Annotated in this window: 12 protein-coding genes; 7 read left to right on the forward strand and 5 right to left on the reverse strand. The window is 41.1% G+C overall.

The window, feature by feature from the left end:
- Positions 1-58 precede the first annotated feature (58 nt).
- Complete coding sequence (locus OQX62_RS11820) at positions 59-3142, reverse strand: SusC/RagA family TonB-linked outer membrane protein (protein ID WP_265831742.1); 3084 nt, start codon at positions 3140-3142, stop codon at positions 59-61.
- Between the two features lie 237 nt (positions 3143-3379).
- On the opposite strand from OQX62_RS11820, the gene uxuA reads away from it, so the two are divergent.
- Together uxuA and OQX62_RS11830 are read left to right on the forward strand one after the other, a co-directional pair.
- On the forward strand, positions 3380-4555 hold the full coding sequence (gene uxuA / locus OQX62_RS11825; RefSeq protein ID WP_322973749.1) for a mannonate dehydratase: 1176 nt from the start codon (positions 3380-3382) through the stop codon (positions 4553-4555).
- 163 nt (positions 4556-4718) lie between these two features.
- Entirely contained in the window at positions 4719-5105 is a 387-nt protein-coding gene (locus OQX62_RS11830; RefSeq protein WP_265831743.1) for an RNA recognition motif domain-containing protein, read from the forward strand.
- 8 nt (positions 5106-5113) lie between these two features.
- Here OQX62_RS11830 and OQX62_RS11835 read toward each other — a convergent pair whose 3' ends face one another.
- Positions 5114-6313: an MFS transporter gene (locus OQX62_RS11835; protein ID WP_265831744.1), complete on the reverse strand. Its 1200-nt coding sequence runs from the start codon at positions 6311-6313 to the stop codon at positions 5114-5116.
- Between the two features lie 240 nt (positions 6314-6553).
- Between OQX62_RS11835 and OQX62_RS11840 the strand changes: the two genes are divergently transcribed.
- Positions 6554-7327, forward strand: a complete 774-nt coding sequence (locus OQX62_RS11840) for a LuxR C-terminal-related transcriptional regulator (RefSeq protein ID WP_265831745.1) — start codon at positions 6554-6556, stop codon at positions 7325-7327.
- A 68-nt stretch (positions 7328-7395) separates the two neighbouring features.
- Here the strand turns inward: OQX62_RS11840 and OQX62_RS11845 are convergent, their stop codons facing one another.
- Together OQX62_RS11845 and OQX62_RS11850 are read right to left on the reverse strand one after the other, a co-directional pair.
- A complete protein-coding gene (locus OQX62_RS11845; RefSeq protein WP_265831746.1) occupies positions 7396-10272 on the reverse strand; it encodes a TonB-dependent receptor in 2877 nt (958 codons plus the stop codon).
- 143 nt (positions 10273-10415) lie between these two features.
- Positions 10416-10955 carry a DUF2911 domain-containing protein gene (locus OQX62_RS11850; RefSeq protein ID WP_265831747.1) on the reverse strand — a complete coding sequence of 180 codons (540 nt, stop codon included), beginning with the start codon at positions 10953-10955 and terminating at the stop codon, positions 10416-10418.
- 94 nt (positions 10956-11049) lie between these two features.
- Between OQX62_RS11850 and OQX62_RS11855 the strand changes: the two genes are divergently transcribed.
- The gene (locus OQX62_RS11855; RefSeq protein WP_265831748.1) at positions 11050-12147 is read left to right on the forward strand and encodes a DNA alkylation repair protein; all 1098 of its coding nucleotides are present in this window, start codon (positions 11050-11052) and stop codon (positions 12145-12147) included.
- A 208-nt stretch (positions 12148-12355) separates the two neighbouring features.
- The gene (locus OQX62_RS11860; RefSeq protein ID WP_265831749.1) at positions 12356-12949 is read left to right on the forward strand and encodes a hypothetical protein; all 594 of its coding nucleotides are present in this window, start codon (positions 12356-12358) and stop codon (positions 12947-12949) included.
- A 45-nt stretch (positions 12950-12994) separates the two neighbouring features.
- Here OQX62_RS11860 and OQX62_RS11865 read toward each other — a convergent pair whose 3' ends face one another.
- The gene (locus OQX62_RS11865) at positions 12995-13345 is read right to left on the reverse strand and encodes a hypothetical protein (protein ID WP_265831750.1); all 351 of its coding nucleotides are present in this window, start codon (positions 13343-13345) and stop codon (positions 12995-12997) included.
- A 149-nt stretch (positions 13346-13494) separates the two neighbouring features.
- Here OQX62_RS11865 and OQX62_RS11870 point away from each other — a divergent pair, with 149 nt between their 5' ends.
- Positions 13495-15933: a TonB-dependent receptor domain-containing protein gene (locus OQX62_RS11870; RefSeq protein WP_265831751.1), complete on the forward strand. Its 2439-nt coding sequence runs from the start codon at positions 13495-13497 to the stop codon at positions 15931-15933.
- Between the two features lie 688 nt (positions 15934-16621).
- Entirely contained in the window at positions 16622-16867 is a 246-nt protein-coding gene (locus OQX62_RS11875; protein ID WP_265831752.1) for a hypothetical protein, read from the forward strand.
- Positions 16868-16878 lie beyond the last annotated feature (11 nt).

Genomic DNA, 16878 nt, shown 5'->3' on the forward strand with positions numbered 1-16878 from the left:
TTCGAATTGTGATTTTTAAAAGATCAGGAGGGTTCCATATCAAAAAAATGATGAACAATTAGAAAGTAACATTTAAGCCTGCCAAAAATGACCTCGTTGCAGGTAAGGTCGCACCGATAGTCAGTGCCCTGTTAGAGATATTACCCGGGTCGGCCACCCCCTGGTTACCTGTGCCTGTCGCCTCAGGATCTAAACCCCCGGCTTTAACATAGGGTGAATACAGGATGAAGGGGTTTTGTGCGGCTATATAAACCTTTATTTTCTGTGCACCTAGTTTTTCAGTCAGCTTGCTGGTAAAAGAGTAGCCAAAATTGATACTTCTTACTTTGATGAAACTGGCGTCATAATACCCCAGCGTAGACCAGGCATCGCTCGTTAAGGGGGAGGCAATCAGACCTCCTGCTACATTTGGTGAAGGAAACGCATTGGTAGGATTAGTGGGTGTCCAGTAATCGACAGCGAGCTGGTTCCTTCTGCCATCATTAATGGTCAGATAACCGGCTAATGGCTGGTGAACCTGGCTGATCAGCGTGCCGCCGAAACGTGCATAAACCACAAAGGAGAAGTCGAACCCTTTATAACTAAAACGGTTGGTCATACCACCCTGAATTTTAGCCTGTGCATTCCCGATCACATATTTATCATCAACACTTATTTTACCGTCACCATTGTGGTCTTCCAGTTTCAGCTGTCCCGGTACAGAACCATAACTGGCAGCTTCTCCGGCCTCTTCTGTTTGCCAGATACCCAGCTTTTTATAATCAAATATCGCTGTGAGCGGCTGCCCTACAAATAACTGGGCGTTTGTAACCTGCGTCGTATTTCCGTTCAGGGCCACCAGTTTGTTCCTGTTAAAATAAAAGTTCAGGTCCGTTCCCCAGGAAAAGCCACCTGCAGTGGTGATGTTCTGACTTGATAGTGCTACCTCCAGGCCTTTGTTATTTACATTGCCAATATTTGTTAAGTAGGGCTCCGAAATTCCTGAAGTAGGGGGCAGGGGCACGCCATAAAGTAATTTATCGGTTTTAGCAGTGTACCAGTCAATGCTGCCGGATATCCGGTTATTCAGGATACCAAAATCCAGACCCAGATTGGTAGTCCTGGTATATTCCCAATCCAGTTTTGGATCCACAATTTTAGTTACGTAATAACCAATCTGAGAAGAGGGACCGTAATTATAGCGTACGCCATTGGATGCTACTCCGCCCAGCGTACTGTATGCGGGTACTGCCTGATTGGAAGTCACACCGAAACCGGCTCTTAATTTCAGGTTCGAAATCACTTTGAGTTCCTTCATGAATTCCTCATTCGTAATACTCCATCCTGCAGAAACAGCGGGATATTCTTTCCATTTATTTCCTTCCCCTAATCTTGAAGAACCATCACGGCGACCCGTCAGGGTCAGCATATACTTATCATTATAGATATAATTTGCTCTCAGCATCATCGACATTAATGTGGCAGATGATTCACCGCCACCAAGTATGGCTACCGGGCCTACCGCAGATTGACCTAAATTATACCACTGTACAAAATCAGCAGTAATAGAATCTTTGCTTACAGTAGTATTGTGATACTGCTCGCGCTCAAATCCAAACAATGCGGTAACAGATACCCTGTGTTTCTTCGCAAAAGTTTTGTCGTATGTCAATATATTATCTAAGGAATACTTTGTTCCCGTACCGTTATTCACTGCTGCTGTATTTCCAAGCGCAGGTCTGAAATAACTGTCCGTTCCCCTGAACTGGGCACCTTCTTCCTGATTGAAATCAAGCCCGACATTTAATCTGTATTTTAAGCCTTCTAAAATTTGTACTTCCCCATAGATACTATTGAAAGTACGGAAGCGGCGTACCCTGTCTACCCATTGATTGTTGTTGGTCAGCAACATCAGCGGACTGTAAGTCGTGTTCAGGTCGTCAAGGTTACCTGCCGGTTTTTTATTCACGCTGCCGTCAGGATTATAGGGCGAGCTGAGCGGACTAAGTGTTAAGAGCGGAAACACATTCAAACCAAATTGTGAACCGTTGGTGATGCTGTAATTCGTTAAGTTGTTAAAACCCGCTTTAACATATTTCCCGATCTTGAAATCACCGGTGGCTTTCATGGAAGCGCGGGTAAAATCCTGACCGGGCAAAGATGATGTTTGTTTAAAATAACCACCACCCACAGAGAATTGACTCTGCTCGCTACCACCAGAAATAGTCAGGTTATTGTCGGTCATATACCCGTCTTTATACATCAGGTCCTGCCAGTCTGTATTTCTGCCTTCTGTAATCCCCTGTTTCTCATCTGCAAGATAATCCTGATTAAAAATGGAATAATCGCGCAGTGCTTTGTATTGATCAGCATCATATACATTATATTTCCGTGTAATTTTACTTACACCATAGTAAGAATTAAAGGCCACACGTGTATCACCGGCAATTCCGCGTTTGGTTGTAATCAGCACCACACCATTTGCACCACGTGATCCGTAGATGGCAGTAGCAGATGCATCCTTTAATACATCAAGACTGGCAATATCATCAGGATTGATATCATTCAGTGTACCCCCGTATGGAATGCCGTCCACCACAAATAAAGGATCATTAGATGCATTGATAGACCGTTCACCACGGATCCTGATCTGTGCTCCGGCACCGGGCCGGGTACCTACAGACTGAACCTCAACACCCGCCATTCTGCCTTGTAAGGCCTGCTGGATGTTGGCTACAGGAACCTCCTTAATAGCCGAACCACTCAGGGAAACAACGGATCCGGTCACATCGCGCCGTTTTTGCGTGCCGTAACCTATTACCACTACTTCATTCAGGTTTTTGGAATCCTGATTCAGTGTGATATTGTATACCGTAACACCGGCTTTAATGTCTATCTCTTGTGAAGGATAGCCGATAAAGGATACAATCAGTGTCTTCTCATTCGCGGGAGCACTAATGCTAAAACTTCCATCGTCCGTTGTGACGGTAGATTTGCCGGATAGTTTCAGTTTAATACCAGCCCCGGGTAAGGGAAGGTTTTTCTCGTCCAGTACTTTCCCTTTCAGGAGGTTCTGTGCGAAAAGTAATGTAGGTGATATTGCCAGCAGGAGGATGAGCAACAATACACCTTTTGACAATTTTTTTTGTCCAGGTTTGTTCATATAGGTTTATTTATTTGCAGTTTAGGTACTGCAGTTAAAATTATCTCAAGTTGCTGCTGAATGATTAGTAGTATACGCAACACCCTTAAGGATATTTGGTTATGATAAATGTAGAAATTAAAATCCAATTTGCAACCGATTGCATTAAATTTTTTTAATGTTGTACTTTTTTGTAATATTGAATCGATAAAGACTGATAAATGAGCATTAATCGATTGCATTCTACTAAATAGATATATGATGAATATGATTCAGACAATGCGGTGGTACGGTACTGAGGATATCGTGAGTTTAGCTGACATTGCGCAGGCTGGATGCACAGGAGTGGTAACTGCCCTACATCAGATTCCTGTTGGAGAAATCTGGACAGTAGCCGAAATTCAAAAGAGGAAAAAGGACATTGAACAGGCTGGACTGATATGGAGCGTGGTAGAAAGCCTGCCTGTACATGAAGATATCAAAAAAAGGTCGGGCGACTATGCGCTTTATATTAATAATTATAAAATCAGTCTGGCAAATCTGGCCAGCTGCGGAATTAAGGTCGTTACTTATAATTTTATGCCTGTGGTCGACTGGATGCGGACGGATCTAAAATACCCGACAAAAACCGGTGCGCTCGCGCTTAGATTTGAAAAGGCTGCCTTTATTGCATTCGATTTGTTTCTGTTGAAAAGACCCAATGCCGCAGCAGATTATACAGCAGTGGAAATAGCAAAGGCAACCAGTCATTTTGCAAATCTGGTTGAAGAGGAAAAAGCGGAGCTGATGAATACCTGTTTACAAGGCTTGCCCGGCAGTAAAGACCGCTTCAGACCTGAGCAGGTATTAACCTTGCTGGATGGCTACAAAAACATCAGCTCAACTATTTTAAGGGAAAACCTGTGCTTGTTTTTGTCGGATATTACGCCAACCGCAGATCATTATGAAATGGAGTTAGCTATACACCCGGACGATCCGCCATACGCTATTTTAGGTTTGCCAAGGATTATGAGTACTGAATATGATGCGCATTATATACTGGATAAAGTGCCGGCAAAGTCCAACGGTCTCTGTTTCTGCAGCGGTTCCTATGGGGCAAGAGCGGATAATGATCTGCCCGGAATGATCAGGAGGCTCGGTTCAAGAATATACTTTTTACATCTGAGAAGTACTGAGAGAGACGAAGAAGGAAACTTTTTTGAAGCAAACCACCTGGAAGGTGATGCCGACATGTATGCACTGGTAAAAGCGTCAGTAGAATTAATGCACAGAGAAAACAGAAGGATTCCAATGCGGCCGGATCACGGACATTTGATGATGGATGATCTGGTTAAGAAGCCATATCCGGGATATTCAGCTATTGGCAGGTTGAAGGCACTCGCCGAAATTCGCGGTCTGGAAATGGGAATCAGTGGCAAATTGCGCTTGGGCTAAAGTAGTTGATCCGGGGGAAACCATACAAATAAATTTTTTGAAACAATTTACCTTCTTTTTTGACAAATAATTATGTTAACTTATTAACTTTGAAGACCCGAATAAAAGCTTATTATTAGCATCATTCAGCGTATAAAAACAAAAAATAGTAACCTTTATTGATATGAACGCGCCAAAAACTAATCCCGCTCCAGCATTAGTAAAAATATTTGTCGGGGGCTTTCCTCTTGACATGACAGAACTTGAATTGGTTCAGCTGGTGAGTTTACATGGTAACGTCAGTACAATAAAAATTGTCAGGGATAAAAAAACCGGTATATGTAAAGGTTATGCTTTCCTAGAAATGAAAAATAGGGAAGAAGCAAAAAAAGTGGTGTCGGCTTTGAATGGCGAACCCCTGGGAGACCGCACCTTGTCGGTAAAGATCAATATAGATAATGCAGCAACTGCCGCGGCTAAAAAGCCAGGGCAGAGACCAGCGTCCAAACCAACTTATGTAAAGGTAAGTAGTCCTTCCGATGGATTGAGAGATAAACGGCAGAGAAAATAGGGCTGAAGTTAAGCCGGACCTACCTTATTTTGCTGCTGCTGTAACATAATGGCGAGTAAAAAGCCTGTAAATACCATTCCCATGCTAAAAGGGAAAATATAGCCCATTCCAAAACGACTTGCTATCCCGCCTACCAGGGGGCCTGTTATACCGAGAGACAGATCAATAAATAATCCATATCCGCCCAGGGCTGCACCTTTATTTGATGCAGGAACTAGTTTCACTGCTTCAACACCTAAGGCAGGAAAGATCAATGAGAATCCCAGACCGGTAATCCCTGCACCAATCAATGCTACATGAGGAACATTTGCCAGCCATAAAATGAGGAGTCCCGCTGTTTCCAATGCAAGACAGTATACAGCTGTTTTCATACCGCCATGTAATTCTATTGAACGGCCAAAAATAACCCTTCCAAGAATAAACAGGATACTAAAAACAGACAGGCATAATACGGCACCTGTCCAGTTTAAAGAAGCATAATATAAAGTGATAAAAGTAGAGATGGTACCGAATCCTAATCCTCCAAGTGCAAGGCAGATTCCATAGGGAGACACCGTTTTCAGTACTTTGAGAAAAGGCTGTCTGGCTACATCGCTATTTCCTTTTAATCCTGTCTTGCTTTTTGCATAAAAGAAGCCAATGGCACCAACGACCATAATCAACAGGCCAATGCTGCCAATTCCAAAGCTATTGTGCAGAATAACCCCTAATGGGGCTCCGGCCGCAAGTGCTCCATAACTAGCGATGCCATTAAATGAAATAGCTTTTCCTGTATGTTCATCCCCTACGGCCAGTATGGCCCAGTTAACCGGACTTGCCCCAATCAGTCCTTCGGCAAAACCGGTCATTAAGCGTGTCACAACCAGTAAAGCCAGACTTAATCCGTGCATATCCCTAAATAGATAAGCGCAGAAAAGTAATATCCCGCTGCATATAAAACCAAGCATCCCCATCAATACTGCTGGCTTTGGTCCCTTTTTATCTACTATACTTCCTGCATAACCACGGGAGAGAAAAGTGGTCACATATTGTATGCTAATTACAATACCGGCTATCATCGTGCTGTATCCCAGATCCTGGTGAATAAAAACAGGCAATACAGCCAAGGCTAAACCTATGGTGAAATAGCCGATAAAGGTAAAGGTGACGAAACTTGTTATGGTCAGCCGCAGTTTGGAACCTGCGCCGGCCGTTACTTCTGGTGGCATATCTTTAGAAAATCTGATAAGTCCGCAATTTAAAGAGATTCAAAGCGCCGGCTCAATTTACAGGCGATAAAAACAACTCTTTACTTTATAATAACATTTAATAGCTATTAGAAGAAAAACTTGGTGTGTTTGTTCTTCTGTAATTAGATAAGGGTAAGTTATGAATAATATAATATTTATTTATGTAATCGTTTAATTATGAAAAAATTATCATATATCTTTATTATAATCATCCTGATTATGACAACAAATAAAGATATACTACATTCCGTTTGGGATAAAATGGATGTGGTAATAACTACTAAAGCTATTTTTTCAGAAGAAATTCTGATTGATGAACTGCTGTCGAATATGCTTTGCACGGGACCTCATTATTATTATATCGTAGACTTTTACGACCGGCAGATTAAATATATGAGTCATTCGGTATTGTCTGTGCTGGGCCTGGCTCCCGAATCAGTAACCTTTGATGATATCATTAACAGAATCCATCCGGATGACATCGATTATGTAGCTAAAGCCGAAAGCACGGTGCTGGATTATTTGTATAACCACATAGGCTGCAGTCGCGTGAAAGAATTTAAAAACAGTTATTGCTTCCGGATGAAAATGCCTGATCACAGCTATCAGTTATTTCAGCATCAGTCGGTTATTCTTACCACAGATCAGTACGGCGGTTTTGCCAGGGCGCTAAACATCCATACCAATATCAGTCATCTCACTAAGGTCAATAACTATCAGGCCATTGTGGCATCTATTACGGGTGAACAGCAATATGTTTATCTCGATGTGCTAAACAATGAGAAGCCGCCCGCCCGGTCTATTGTGCTTAGTCGCCGGGAAAAGGAAATTGTCTGTCAGATTGCCCGTGGACTGGCAAGTAAGGAGATTGCCTCCAAACTCTGCGTCTCTATCCATACCGTAAATACACACCGCAGAAATATCCTGCAGAAAGCAGGGGTGAAGAGCAGCGGGGAATTGGTTTCCAGATGTGTGAGTGAAGGATTAATCTGATCTTATTTATAAATGAAATGGCCTGCTAATTAAATCAGCAGGCCATTTCATTTATGCTAATGCTAAAGTTAAAAGGTATAAGCAATCTTACCATATACATAACGACCACTAAAACCAAACTGACTTACCGCTCTTGGATACAAAAACCGTCCATTTGAAGTATTATCCAGGGAACCGGAATAAGTCTGGCCGGCAATGCCGCTTAAATTATCCTCATTGTTTCTCGGACTGATATATAACTCATCAGGATACACATCAAAAATATTATTGGCGCCAACCGTTACTGTCAGGCTCTTATTTGCTGCATAACTCACAGAAAAATCTGATACCCATTTAGGCGTAAAAGTCTGATCCATTTCAACCGGAAGATTATTTGCCGGAATGGTAGGGTCAACCGCATTCAGGTAAGTCACTTCACCAAAACGTACCGTTCTCGCTACAAAACTGAGCTTATCTAAAGTGAGGTTAGCAGTAAGGTTAAGTTTGTTTTTTGGTACTGAACTTTCGAAACGTGAACGCTCTAAACGATCGAATAACTTAGCTTTTAAGGTAGCATTCCCCTCTATAGCCGGAGAACCTTTCACTTCCCTGACTACAGTTTTATTTAAATTACCGGCAACGCTCAACAGTAAATTGCTTTTAGTGCCTAAGGTAAATCTGTTGGTTAACACTACATCAAGACCTGCAGTGTTCGTTTTGATGGCGTTCGTGAAAAACTGCACACTATTTACCTGTGCGTTAGGATCCACTGTATTCAGGATGTCATTTACCGGTCCCGCTATTAAAGCGCCTGCGCTGTTACGCTCTCTTGCATACTGGCTGGAGAAAACGATCCTGTCTTTAATATCGATGTTGTAAGCATCTATAGTAAAGGTGAATGTTTTGATCCTGCCGGCCAGGCCCAAACTGCCCGACTTAGAAATTTCCGGTTTTAGAGAGCCTACGCCAAACTGCGAAACAATTGGATTGTCATTGTTTACGGTTAATACTTGTGTAGGTAAGCTGGCTACGAATTGCGTACTTTCATTGTTGAAATAACGTTGGTGTAATGATGGAGCCCTGAAGCCTGTTGCATAGGCACCACGTAAAGAGATATCGCCGAATAATTTCACCTTACCGGTAAATTTATAAGAGAAATTAGAACCAAAATCACTGTAGTTCTCATAACGTCCCGCAGCTTCAAGTAAAACTCTCGGACCAAACTCTGCTTCGAAATCTGCGTAAAGACTTTTGTTGTTGCGAGATTCATTGATTGCATTATTAGGATTAAAACCCGGAAATACCTGTGCTCCTGCAGCAGTGATTGCTGTACCTGCCAATCTTCCCGGAATACCTCTTGAAGGCTGACCAAAAGAATAAGAAAGTTCTTCACCCGGTCTGATCTGGTAGTTATCAACTCTGAACTCCCCGCCAAATGCAGTATTCAATGAAGTTAAGAAACCCCCATCAATATCATATTTTTTGTTCAGGTCCAGATTGGTGGTATTTTGTCTGAACAATAATTCACCCGCATAAAAGGAAGTGGGACTTGTGCCAATCGGTAAAGAGGCATTCACCGTATTATTGATGTCAAATTTGATATTATTCTCCCCGCTCGTATTACTCAGATCATAATTCCATGTGCCGATTTTGCCTCTCAGACCGGCAGAAAATGAAAGGTCGTTGATTTTGGTGTCGATTAAAGGCAGAAATCCATTAGGATACAGGCTCAGGTCAATCTGGGTGGTCTGCGTAGGTAAACGGTAAAAACCCGCCGCACTACCTGTTTTATGGGTATAGCCTGCAGCGAAGTACAGCTCTGTATTTTTCGTGAAATTGTATTGGCCGTTCAAAAATGCACCTCCATTTTTGGAATCGGAGTTTCCTACACGCATATTGTTTCTGTCCAGTCCGTTCGCTGCTGCTCTTGCATCATCAGCGGCTTTCAGACTCGCAAATCTTGCCTGATAAGCAGCTTCCGTTTCCGTAGCACCTTTTGTCGGGCTGCCCGAATATAAAAGCGGACGTGTATCTAAACCGCCGCGGTTGGTAAAATCGCGCTTGATATACTGACCAGCAAAATTGATAAAACCTTTATCATTTTTAAAAGCCCAGCCCTTACTGAAGTCCGCCTGAAAGGTACGTCCATCGCTAAATTCGCGGCCTAGAGTTTTAGAGTCTGATTGTCCGAAGGAAGTAGAGAAGCTATAAGGCGTTACTTTTTTGAGGACAATGTTGATTACCCCTGCAATTGCATCAGAGCCGTATTGTGCTGCTGCACCGTCACGTAAAACTTCGATGCGCTCTATGGCGGCTACCGGAATAGAGTTTAAGTCTGTTCCTACGGATCCGCGACCGAAAGTACCATTAATGTTAACCAGTGCTGTAGTATGCCGGCGTTTACCATTTACCAATACCAGCACCTGATCCGGCCCCAGCCCTCTCAGTGAGGCAGGGTCAATATGGTCCGTTCCATCAGATACCGTTTGCCTGTTAGAACTAAAAGACGGCGCCACATAATTCAGGATTTGTGTCAGATCTACCTGCGCAAAACTTTTTACATCTTTGGTCGTGATCAGATCTACCGGAACAGGACTTTGTATGTTCGTTCTCGGTACCGAAGATCTGGATCCGATTACTACCACGTTATCCAGGGTGGTCTTGGCATCCTGCAGCGTGAAATCCTGCGTTCTCGTAGCGTTGTCAATCTGCACATCAGTTTCTATGCTTTGGGATCCCGTAAAAGAGACCCTTAGTTTAAAGCTGCCCGCATTCGGGAATTTCAGGGCATACGCACCATTAGCATCTGTTGATGTGCCTATTTTCAGGCCTATCACCTGTAATGTGGCGCCGGGAATTGCCATTCCGGCCGTGTCAGTAACCTTTCCTTTCAAAACCTGAGCAATCAGGTTATTTGAAAACAGTAAGGCCAGGATAAATGTGGTTCTGAGTAGAATTTTGGTCATATTAGAGTTGATTAGACAGCAATATAATGAAATTCTACAATTTTGGTATATATTTTACCTCTAAATATCCATTTGATTTACAGTTGTTTATAATTTGTTGCCTTTTTCAGCAATTGTCCGCATATAAGCTGCAATTTTTAAATTTATTTAAAAATCACAGGAACTGTTAAGTTCTCCCAGGAAATTGTAAATCCATTTTTGGCAATACTGTAAACCAAACGCTCATTCATTTTGGCAGATTTAACTGGTTTAGCAATTACAGTTAATACATCTTTCGTCGCATCGTCAGTAGTTTCACCTGTACGTTTGATACCCCATTGACCTGTTTCCGAATTGAAGATGATCTTCCATTCTTTTTCTCCCGGAACTACATATAAACTGTATTTGCCAGCAGGCAGTGTTTTTCCCTGTATCTTAAGTGCTTTGTCGGTCGTAATAGTGGTTGCTTCATTAGCCCCGGCTCTCCATGTTTTATTGTAAGGAACAAGATCCCCCCATATTTTCCTCCCTTTAACAGCCGGACTGCCATAATTTATAGTCACTGCTGCACCATTGATAGTGCCTTTGGCCACTGTAGCCGGACTAACCCTTTGTTCTTTATTGCCCTGAGCCAAAACTGTGATCGACATCATTAAACTGCATAAGATCAGCAGATATGATTTTTTTAATGTTTTAGTATTCATATGGTTATCTTTTTTGTTTATTAAAATTAGCTAACTCATCAGGATAAAGCTAATTTAAATGAAAATTTAATCATGGTATCAAAACCATAAACTTATGAGTGCAATCAAAGATATATACTGTCAATCGTTTTATAACAAGTTTGCGAATTCAATGAGCGCTGTGTTTCCTTCCTTTGAAAAACAAAAGTTTATCAGTCTCATCTATGATGATCAGTTCGAGGCACGGGAGTGGAAGGAGCGGATGAAACACACCACAAGAACCTTTCATGCATTTATGCCTGCCAGATTCTCTGAAGCAGCAATATTGATTGAAAAACTGATCACCGGATTAAGAGCTGATGGTTTTGGCGAGGATGGATTGGCCATGATTTTTCTGGCTGATTATGTCGAAATTTATGGAATAGATGATTTCGAAAATGCAGTTAAGGCTCTTGAAATCGTTACTCAGTTCGTGAGCTGTGAGTTTGCAGTAAGGCCATTTATTCTGAAGTATGGCGATCAGATGATTGCCCGGATGACCATTTGGTCTACCCATGAAAATTCAAAGGTACGTCGCTTAGCCAGTGAAGGCAGCAGACCACGCCTGCCATGGGCAATGGCCATTCCCGCGCTTAAAAAAAATCCTGCCCCAATTCTTCCGATACTGGAAAATTTAAAAAATGATCCCTCAGCATCAGTGAGGAGAAGTGTAGCCAATAGTCTGAATGATATTGCCAAGGATAATCCGGACATTGTAATTGCTATCGCCTCCAGATGGAAGGGGGACAATAAACAAACTGATGCCATTGTGAAACATGGTCTGAGAACACTTTTAAAACAGGGTCATCCTTTAGTACTCCAGCAATATGGTTTGGAAAGTAAACAGATCACGCTCCTGGACTTTAAAATACTAAGCCCGGTAGTCAGGATAGCGGAGAGTGTCGAATTTACCTTTGCGATTAGAAATGATAATCCGGCGGCGCATTTGGTGAGGCTGGAGTATGGATTGTATTACAGGAAAGCTAAAGGTCACCTGGCAAGAAAGGTCTTTAAGATTAGTGAGCGACTCCTCCAGCAGGACGAACAATTGCGGATACATAGAAAACAGTCATTTAAGCTCATTACCACCAGAAAATTCCACACAGGCATTCATCAGCTTTCTGTTATCATCAACGGAGAAGAGAAAGGTATCCAAGATTTTGAACTCGTTTAAAATTTTATTTACCAATTTCTACTCTTCTGGCGTTTTGATACCTGATATGCTGTTTTGAGATAGGAGATGTTGAAAGGGGAAATACCTTGTTCAAAAGCGGTTTTATTGATAGCTTTTGAATTATATAAAAATAATTATTAACCTCTATATTAATATTTATTAATAATGTGTATTTTGTGTTTGAAATTCCTTCATTAAAACAAAAAATATGCGTGATCCCATTCATCTACTCCTCTCACAATTGCACGATGTGGCCGAAACAATGAAAGTTATAGCTGCTTCTGAAAACCAGAGCGCAAAACTGGATAGTGTTGTAGCAAATTTTGCAGAACTGGCCGAAGCCCTCAACCGTCTGAAGTTTCAAATTTTTGAAGTCATAAAGGATCCTAAAAAAGTTCCTGCGACGAGTGAGGTTTTGCTGGATGATGTGGAGACGCAGAAGTATACAGGTGCTTTCTGGAGAAAACCTACTTTAGAGGAACTGGATGCTTTAGCGACATATATGGCCGAAGATGTTCTCCGTTATAATGATATATGTGACGTCGATTTATCTGATCCCGATGTTTTTCACTTCAACTATGACGACGAAAAGGCGCTGGCTTTTGAAGAAATTAAAGAAATGGCAATGGTAGTGGAACTGCCTTCGCTGGAGTGGAAAATATTTTATAAATCTTCATTGGCAATAGATCAATCCCACCACTCCAATGCTATCCATTTACATCATTCAATTAACAGCTATCTGCAGGAAGCTGACGGAAGTTTTACGTGCATCGATTTGACAGACTATCTGGATATTTACTAAAGCCTATAGCTGATCATAATTCAGGCTATTATAATCAGCTACAAATTATTTTTTAAAAGGTCCTGTCATAGCGATGCCTTGAGCCTTGTTCCTCGAAAATTCAACATAACTTTCGTCTGCGATAAAAACAACGGTCTTCTCATTCACCGCCTTGTCTTTAATCAGTTCCAGCAGGCTGGCTTCAACTATACCCAGTTCAGCTTTTCTGTCCTCAATCAATGTATCCTGAATTTTAACCTCCTTATTTAATCCTTTGATCTCCAGTTGTAAATCGAATGTTTGTTCATCCTGTGCCAGATCACTAATTAATTTATGTACAAGGAGTAAATTGCTTTCCTGTTCTGTAAGTCTTAATTTAGAATGATGAAAAGCCTTCGCTAATTCTGTGATTTCCATTTATTTATTGTTTTCTGTCAATGTAGTCATTATTTAAATGCTTATTGCTGTTGATACCCGCCGATTTTGACATAACACTGAATCGTTAATATGACGTTTTTCAGAAAGAAAAAATAAGCTATCTTGCATTTAAAATTTAAACCCGGTACATGTTATTGATTCGTTATAGAAGATTGTTCTCTGTTTTCTTTATGCTCCTGTTGTTTTCCGGCACTTTATCCGGGCAGGTTGGATCTATTCATCTTAAAGGAATTGTTTACGATGCAGAAAATAAAGCTATTGATGGTGCTTCAGTATTTTTGCTGGATGCAGCAGATCAGGTAATCCAGCAGGGGATGTCCGCATCGGACGGTAGTTTTGATCTACCGGCAAATCCTGGCAAATATCATCTGCTGGTCAGTTACATCGGTTATACACAGTATAAAAGTGAACTTTTAAATCTGACCAGGGATGAGCATTTACAGCAAATAATACTACACAATCTTGGTCATAAACTGGCGGAAGTAGCCATAAAAGGAGAGAAGGCAAAAGACCTGATCCAGGCAGATGGCAGGAAGCTGATCTATAATGTAGCGAAAAGTATCAACGCACAGGGGACGAATGCACTGGAAGTATTGAGGAAAACACCGGGAGTGATGATGGTTGGCAGAGAAAATACCCTAACGTTAAATGGAATGAATGGTGCGCTGGTGTTGATTAACGGAAAACAGACCTATTTACAGTCGCAGGAACTGGTAGAATTCCTGAAGTCCATCCCTTCATCCGGACTTAAATCCATAGAAATCATTAAAAATCCTTCCTCGGAATATGATGCCTCGGGAACGGGCGGGATCATTAATATTGTATTGCAAAAATCTGCACTTACCGGTTTCAGCGGGGCTATCAATAACGGTGTGGCTTATGGTGTTACTTTAAAACAGAATACTGACCTTAATTTTAATTACAGAAAGGATAAACTAAATGTTTTCGGAAGTTATAACCACGCATTCGGACATTTTGGTTATCAGTATAATAACGATAGAAAACAGGATGGTAAGACCTATATCAGCCCGACTGACGATGTGGACAAGCGTAAGACTATGGGTTCAACTTTTGGCGCAGATTACGATCTTGATGATCGGCAGAGTCTCGGGATGGTTTTCAATGGAGGTTTTATCTATGGCGGGGGACTCACCAATACGACTACATCTATTACTGACGATGCTTCAGGGAATTTACTGCAGACGCTGAAAGGCACAAATGATTATTACCAGCAAAACAGTAATCGCTATAATGCAAATTTCAATTACAAGTATAAGGATACGCTGGGCAGGATTTTTAGTTTTGATGCCGACTACGGTTACTTTGATGCGGGCTCAAAAAATCTGCAGCCAAATATTTATTATGGCCCAGATGGTGCACTCACGTCGCAAAGTACCTACCGGACCCTGAATGGCAGAAATATAAATCTGTATGCAATCAGTGCGAATTATCAGACAAACCTGTGGAAGGGCAAAATTTATGCAGGGGCAAAGTTTTCGGCGGTTTCTGCGGATAATGATTTCAATTTCTACCAGGTTCTTAATACCGACCTGCTGGATATTAACAGCTCTAATTTTTTTAAATATAAGGAGCAGATTGCTGCGGGATATTTGAAGTATGAGGGCGCAATCACCAAAAAATTGAGTTATGATGTTGGTCTGCGTACAGAAAATACCCATGCTGCCGGAAACCTGATCCCTGTCACCGGGAGCAGTCAGTCCCCAAGTAATATTGTCCGCAATTACCTGGATTTCTTTCCTTCGGCAGCGCTAACCTACAAATCTGCTCAAAGCGGCACATTTAACCTTACTTATGCTAAAAGGATTGACCGGCCGGCCTACAAGGATCTTAATCCTTTTGAGACCATGCTGGATGAGTTGTCATACTGGAAGGGAAATCCTTTTTTACAGCCTCAATATTCGCATAGCCTGTCTCTGCAGTACAGCTATAAAAAAACAACCGGAAATTTATCCTATACCTATGTGGATGACCTGCGCCAGCAGATTACAGAGGTCAGGGATGGTAATCAGATCATCATGATACCGCGTAATCTTGGAACCCAGCGTAACCTGAGTTTCAGTTTATCCAGGCAGTTGACTATCAACCGATGGTGGGAAGTCAGCCTCTTCGGTTTGGTATCGCAGTTGCATAATAAGATCAACACAAATCAGTTTGGTTCATACGATCTCAAACGTGTTTCGGGAACAATCAACGCACAGCAGAGTTTTAAGCTGCCCTTGAAGGTCAGTGCTGAAATAGCCAGTATTTTTAACTCAAAAAGCCTTTTTGGTCCAAACGGTATTATGGAGGCAAATTCGCAGGTAGATGTGGGACTGCAAAAAAATATCCTGAAAGATAAAGGAAGTCTGCGCCTGGCAGTTACAGATATCTATAATGGTCAGCAATGGAATATGGATATCAATTATAATGGCTTTTATCAGAGAAGTACATTCAGAGGAGAGTTCAGACAGGTAAAACTCAATTTCGTATATCGCTTTGATCATAAAAATACAAATCCAAAGAAGGAACATCATTCTGGCTTAAGCAATGAGAACCAGCGTCTTTAATCATGGCAGACAAAATGATATGAATGATTTCAGGTGTGTTTTTTTAAATTACAATTTACAAAAGCACTAATGAACGTAATAAATGTCCATTAGTGCTGATTGTCACAATGCATATTTAATAAAAACAGATGTATATCTAATGTCAATTAGAATATAGTAATTCCAACACTGAGGGAATTATTTTTTGTTAACTACAACTCCTATCCATTCGCTGTTATCTTAATAATGATTTTTTTTTGATTGTCATATAATTAATTATTGATTTTTATGACAATACTCTACCTGATTTTAAGCTGATAATTCGACTGGACGGCCAGATCGTTATTGAGAGCGAGAGTTTGAGAGAGCATTATCTATAGTTGCAATTTAGCATTTTCATTAAATAATTTTGTATTTTATTTAAATATATATTTATATATGAAATAAAATGTTTAAACAGACAATATTCTGATCAGCGAGTTTTTTTCGTTTACGCTCGATTATTAAGCGAAATTTTGCAGTTCTTTTTTTGTAGTTGCATTTTAGTAAGATAATTTAATATTACTTCTAATTGATTGAGAAGACAGGCGTATCGATATAAATGATCACTTATCGTATAACCTATTTTTTTGAGCGGCCAACTTTACATGTTTTATAAACAATTCCCCTGTCAGACAGTTATAGCTTAAAAATCTACCTAAACAACAAGATGATGGAAAACGAAAATAAACTGCCTGCAGAAAATACCAGCTCTAAAAAATATCACGAAGAATTGAAAGGGAGTGATGCAGATTATGCAGCAACTGGTCAGGATGATCAGCAATCAGATCCCGCAGAACAATTAAAAGGGAGTGATGCTGATTTTGCAGATGCGGGAGCGCTGGATGATCATTCAGCAGCAAACGATACTCCGGCAGAGAATGATTCAGCGGAGGAAAAAAGTTCAGCGGATTAATAATTTCATTG

It is taken from the genome of Pedobacter sp. MR2016-24 (assembly GCF_026239655.1).
In the GTDB taxonomy this organism is placed as follows: Bacteria; Bacteroidota; Bacteroidia; order Sphingobacteriales; family Sphingobacteriaceae; genus Pedobacter.

Coding starts and splice junctions, on each gene's coding strand:
- uxuA (WP_322973749.1), top strand. CDS start 3,380: ATGATGAATATGATTCAGACAATGCGGTGGTACGGTACTGAGGATATC.
- OQX62_RS11860 (WP_265831749.1), top strand. CDS start 12,356: ATGCGTGATCCCATTCATCTACTCCTCTCACAATTGCACGATGTGGCC.
- OQX62_RS11835 (WP_265831744.1), bottom strand. CDS start 6,313: ATGCCACCAGAAGTAACGGCCGGCGCAGGTTCCAAACTGCGGCTGACC.
- OQX62_RS11865 (WP_265831750.1), bottom strand. CDS start 13,345: ATGGAAATCACAGAATTAGCGAAGGCTTTTCATCATTCTAAATTAAGA.
- OQX62_RS11855 (WP_265831748.1), top strand. CDS start 11,050: ATGAGTGCAATCAAAGATATATACTGTCAATCGTTTTATAACAAGTTT.
- OQX62_RS11850 (WP_265831747.1), bottom strand. CDS start 10,955: ATGAATACTAAAACATTAAAAAAATCATATCTGCTGATCTTATGCAGT.
- OQX62_RS11875 (WP_265831752.1), top strand. CDS start 16,622: ATGATGGAAAACGAAAATAAACTGCCTGCAGAAAATACCAGCTCTAAA.
- OQX62_RS11845 (WP_265831746.1), bottom strand. CDS start 10,272: ATGACCAAAATTCTACTCAGAACCACATTTATCCTGGCCTTACTGTTT.
- OQX62_RS11830 (WP_265831743.1), top strand. CDS start 4,719: ATGAACGCGCCAAAAACTAATCCCGCTCCAGCATTAGTAAAAATATTT.
- OQX62_RS11820 (WP_265831742.1), bottom strand. CDS start 3,142: ATGAACAAACCTGGACAAAAAAAATTGTCAAAAGGTGTATTGTTGCTC.
- OQX62_RS11870 (WP_265831751.1), top strand. CDS start 13,495: ATGTTATTGATTCGTTATAGAAGATTGTTCTCTGTTTTCTTTATGCTC.
- OQX62_RS11840 (WP_265831745.1), top strand. CDS start 6,554: ATGACAACAAATAAAGATATACTACATTCCGTTTGGGATAAAATGGAT.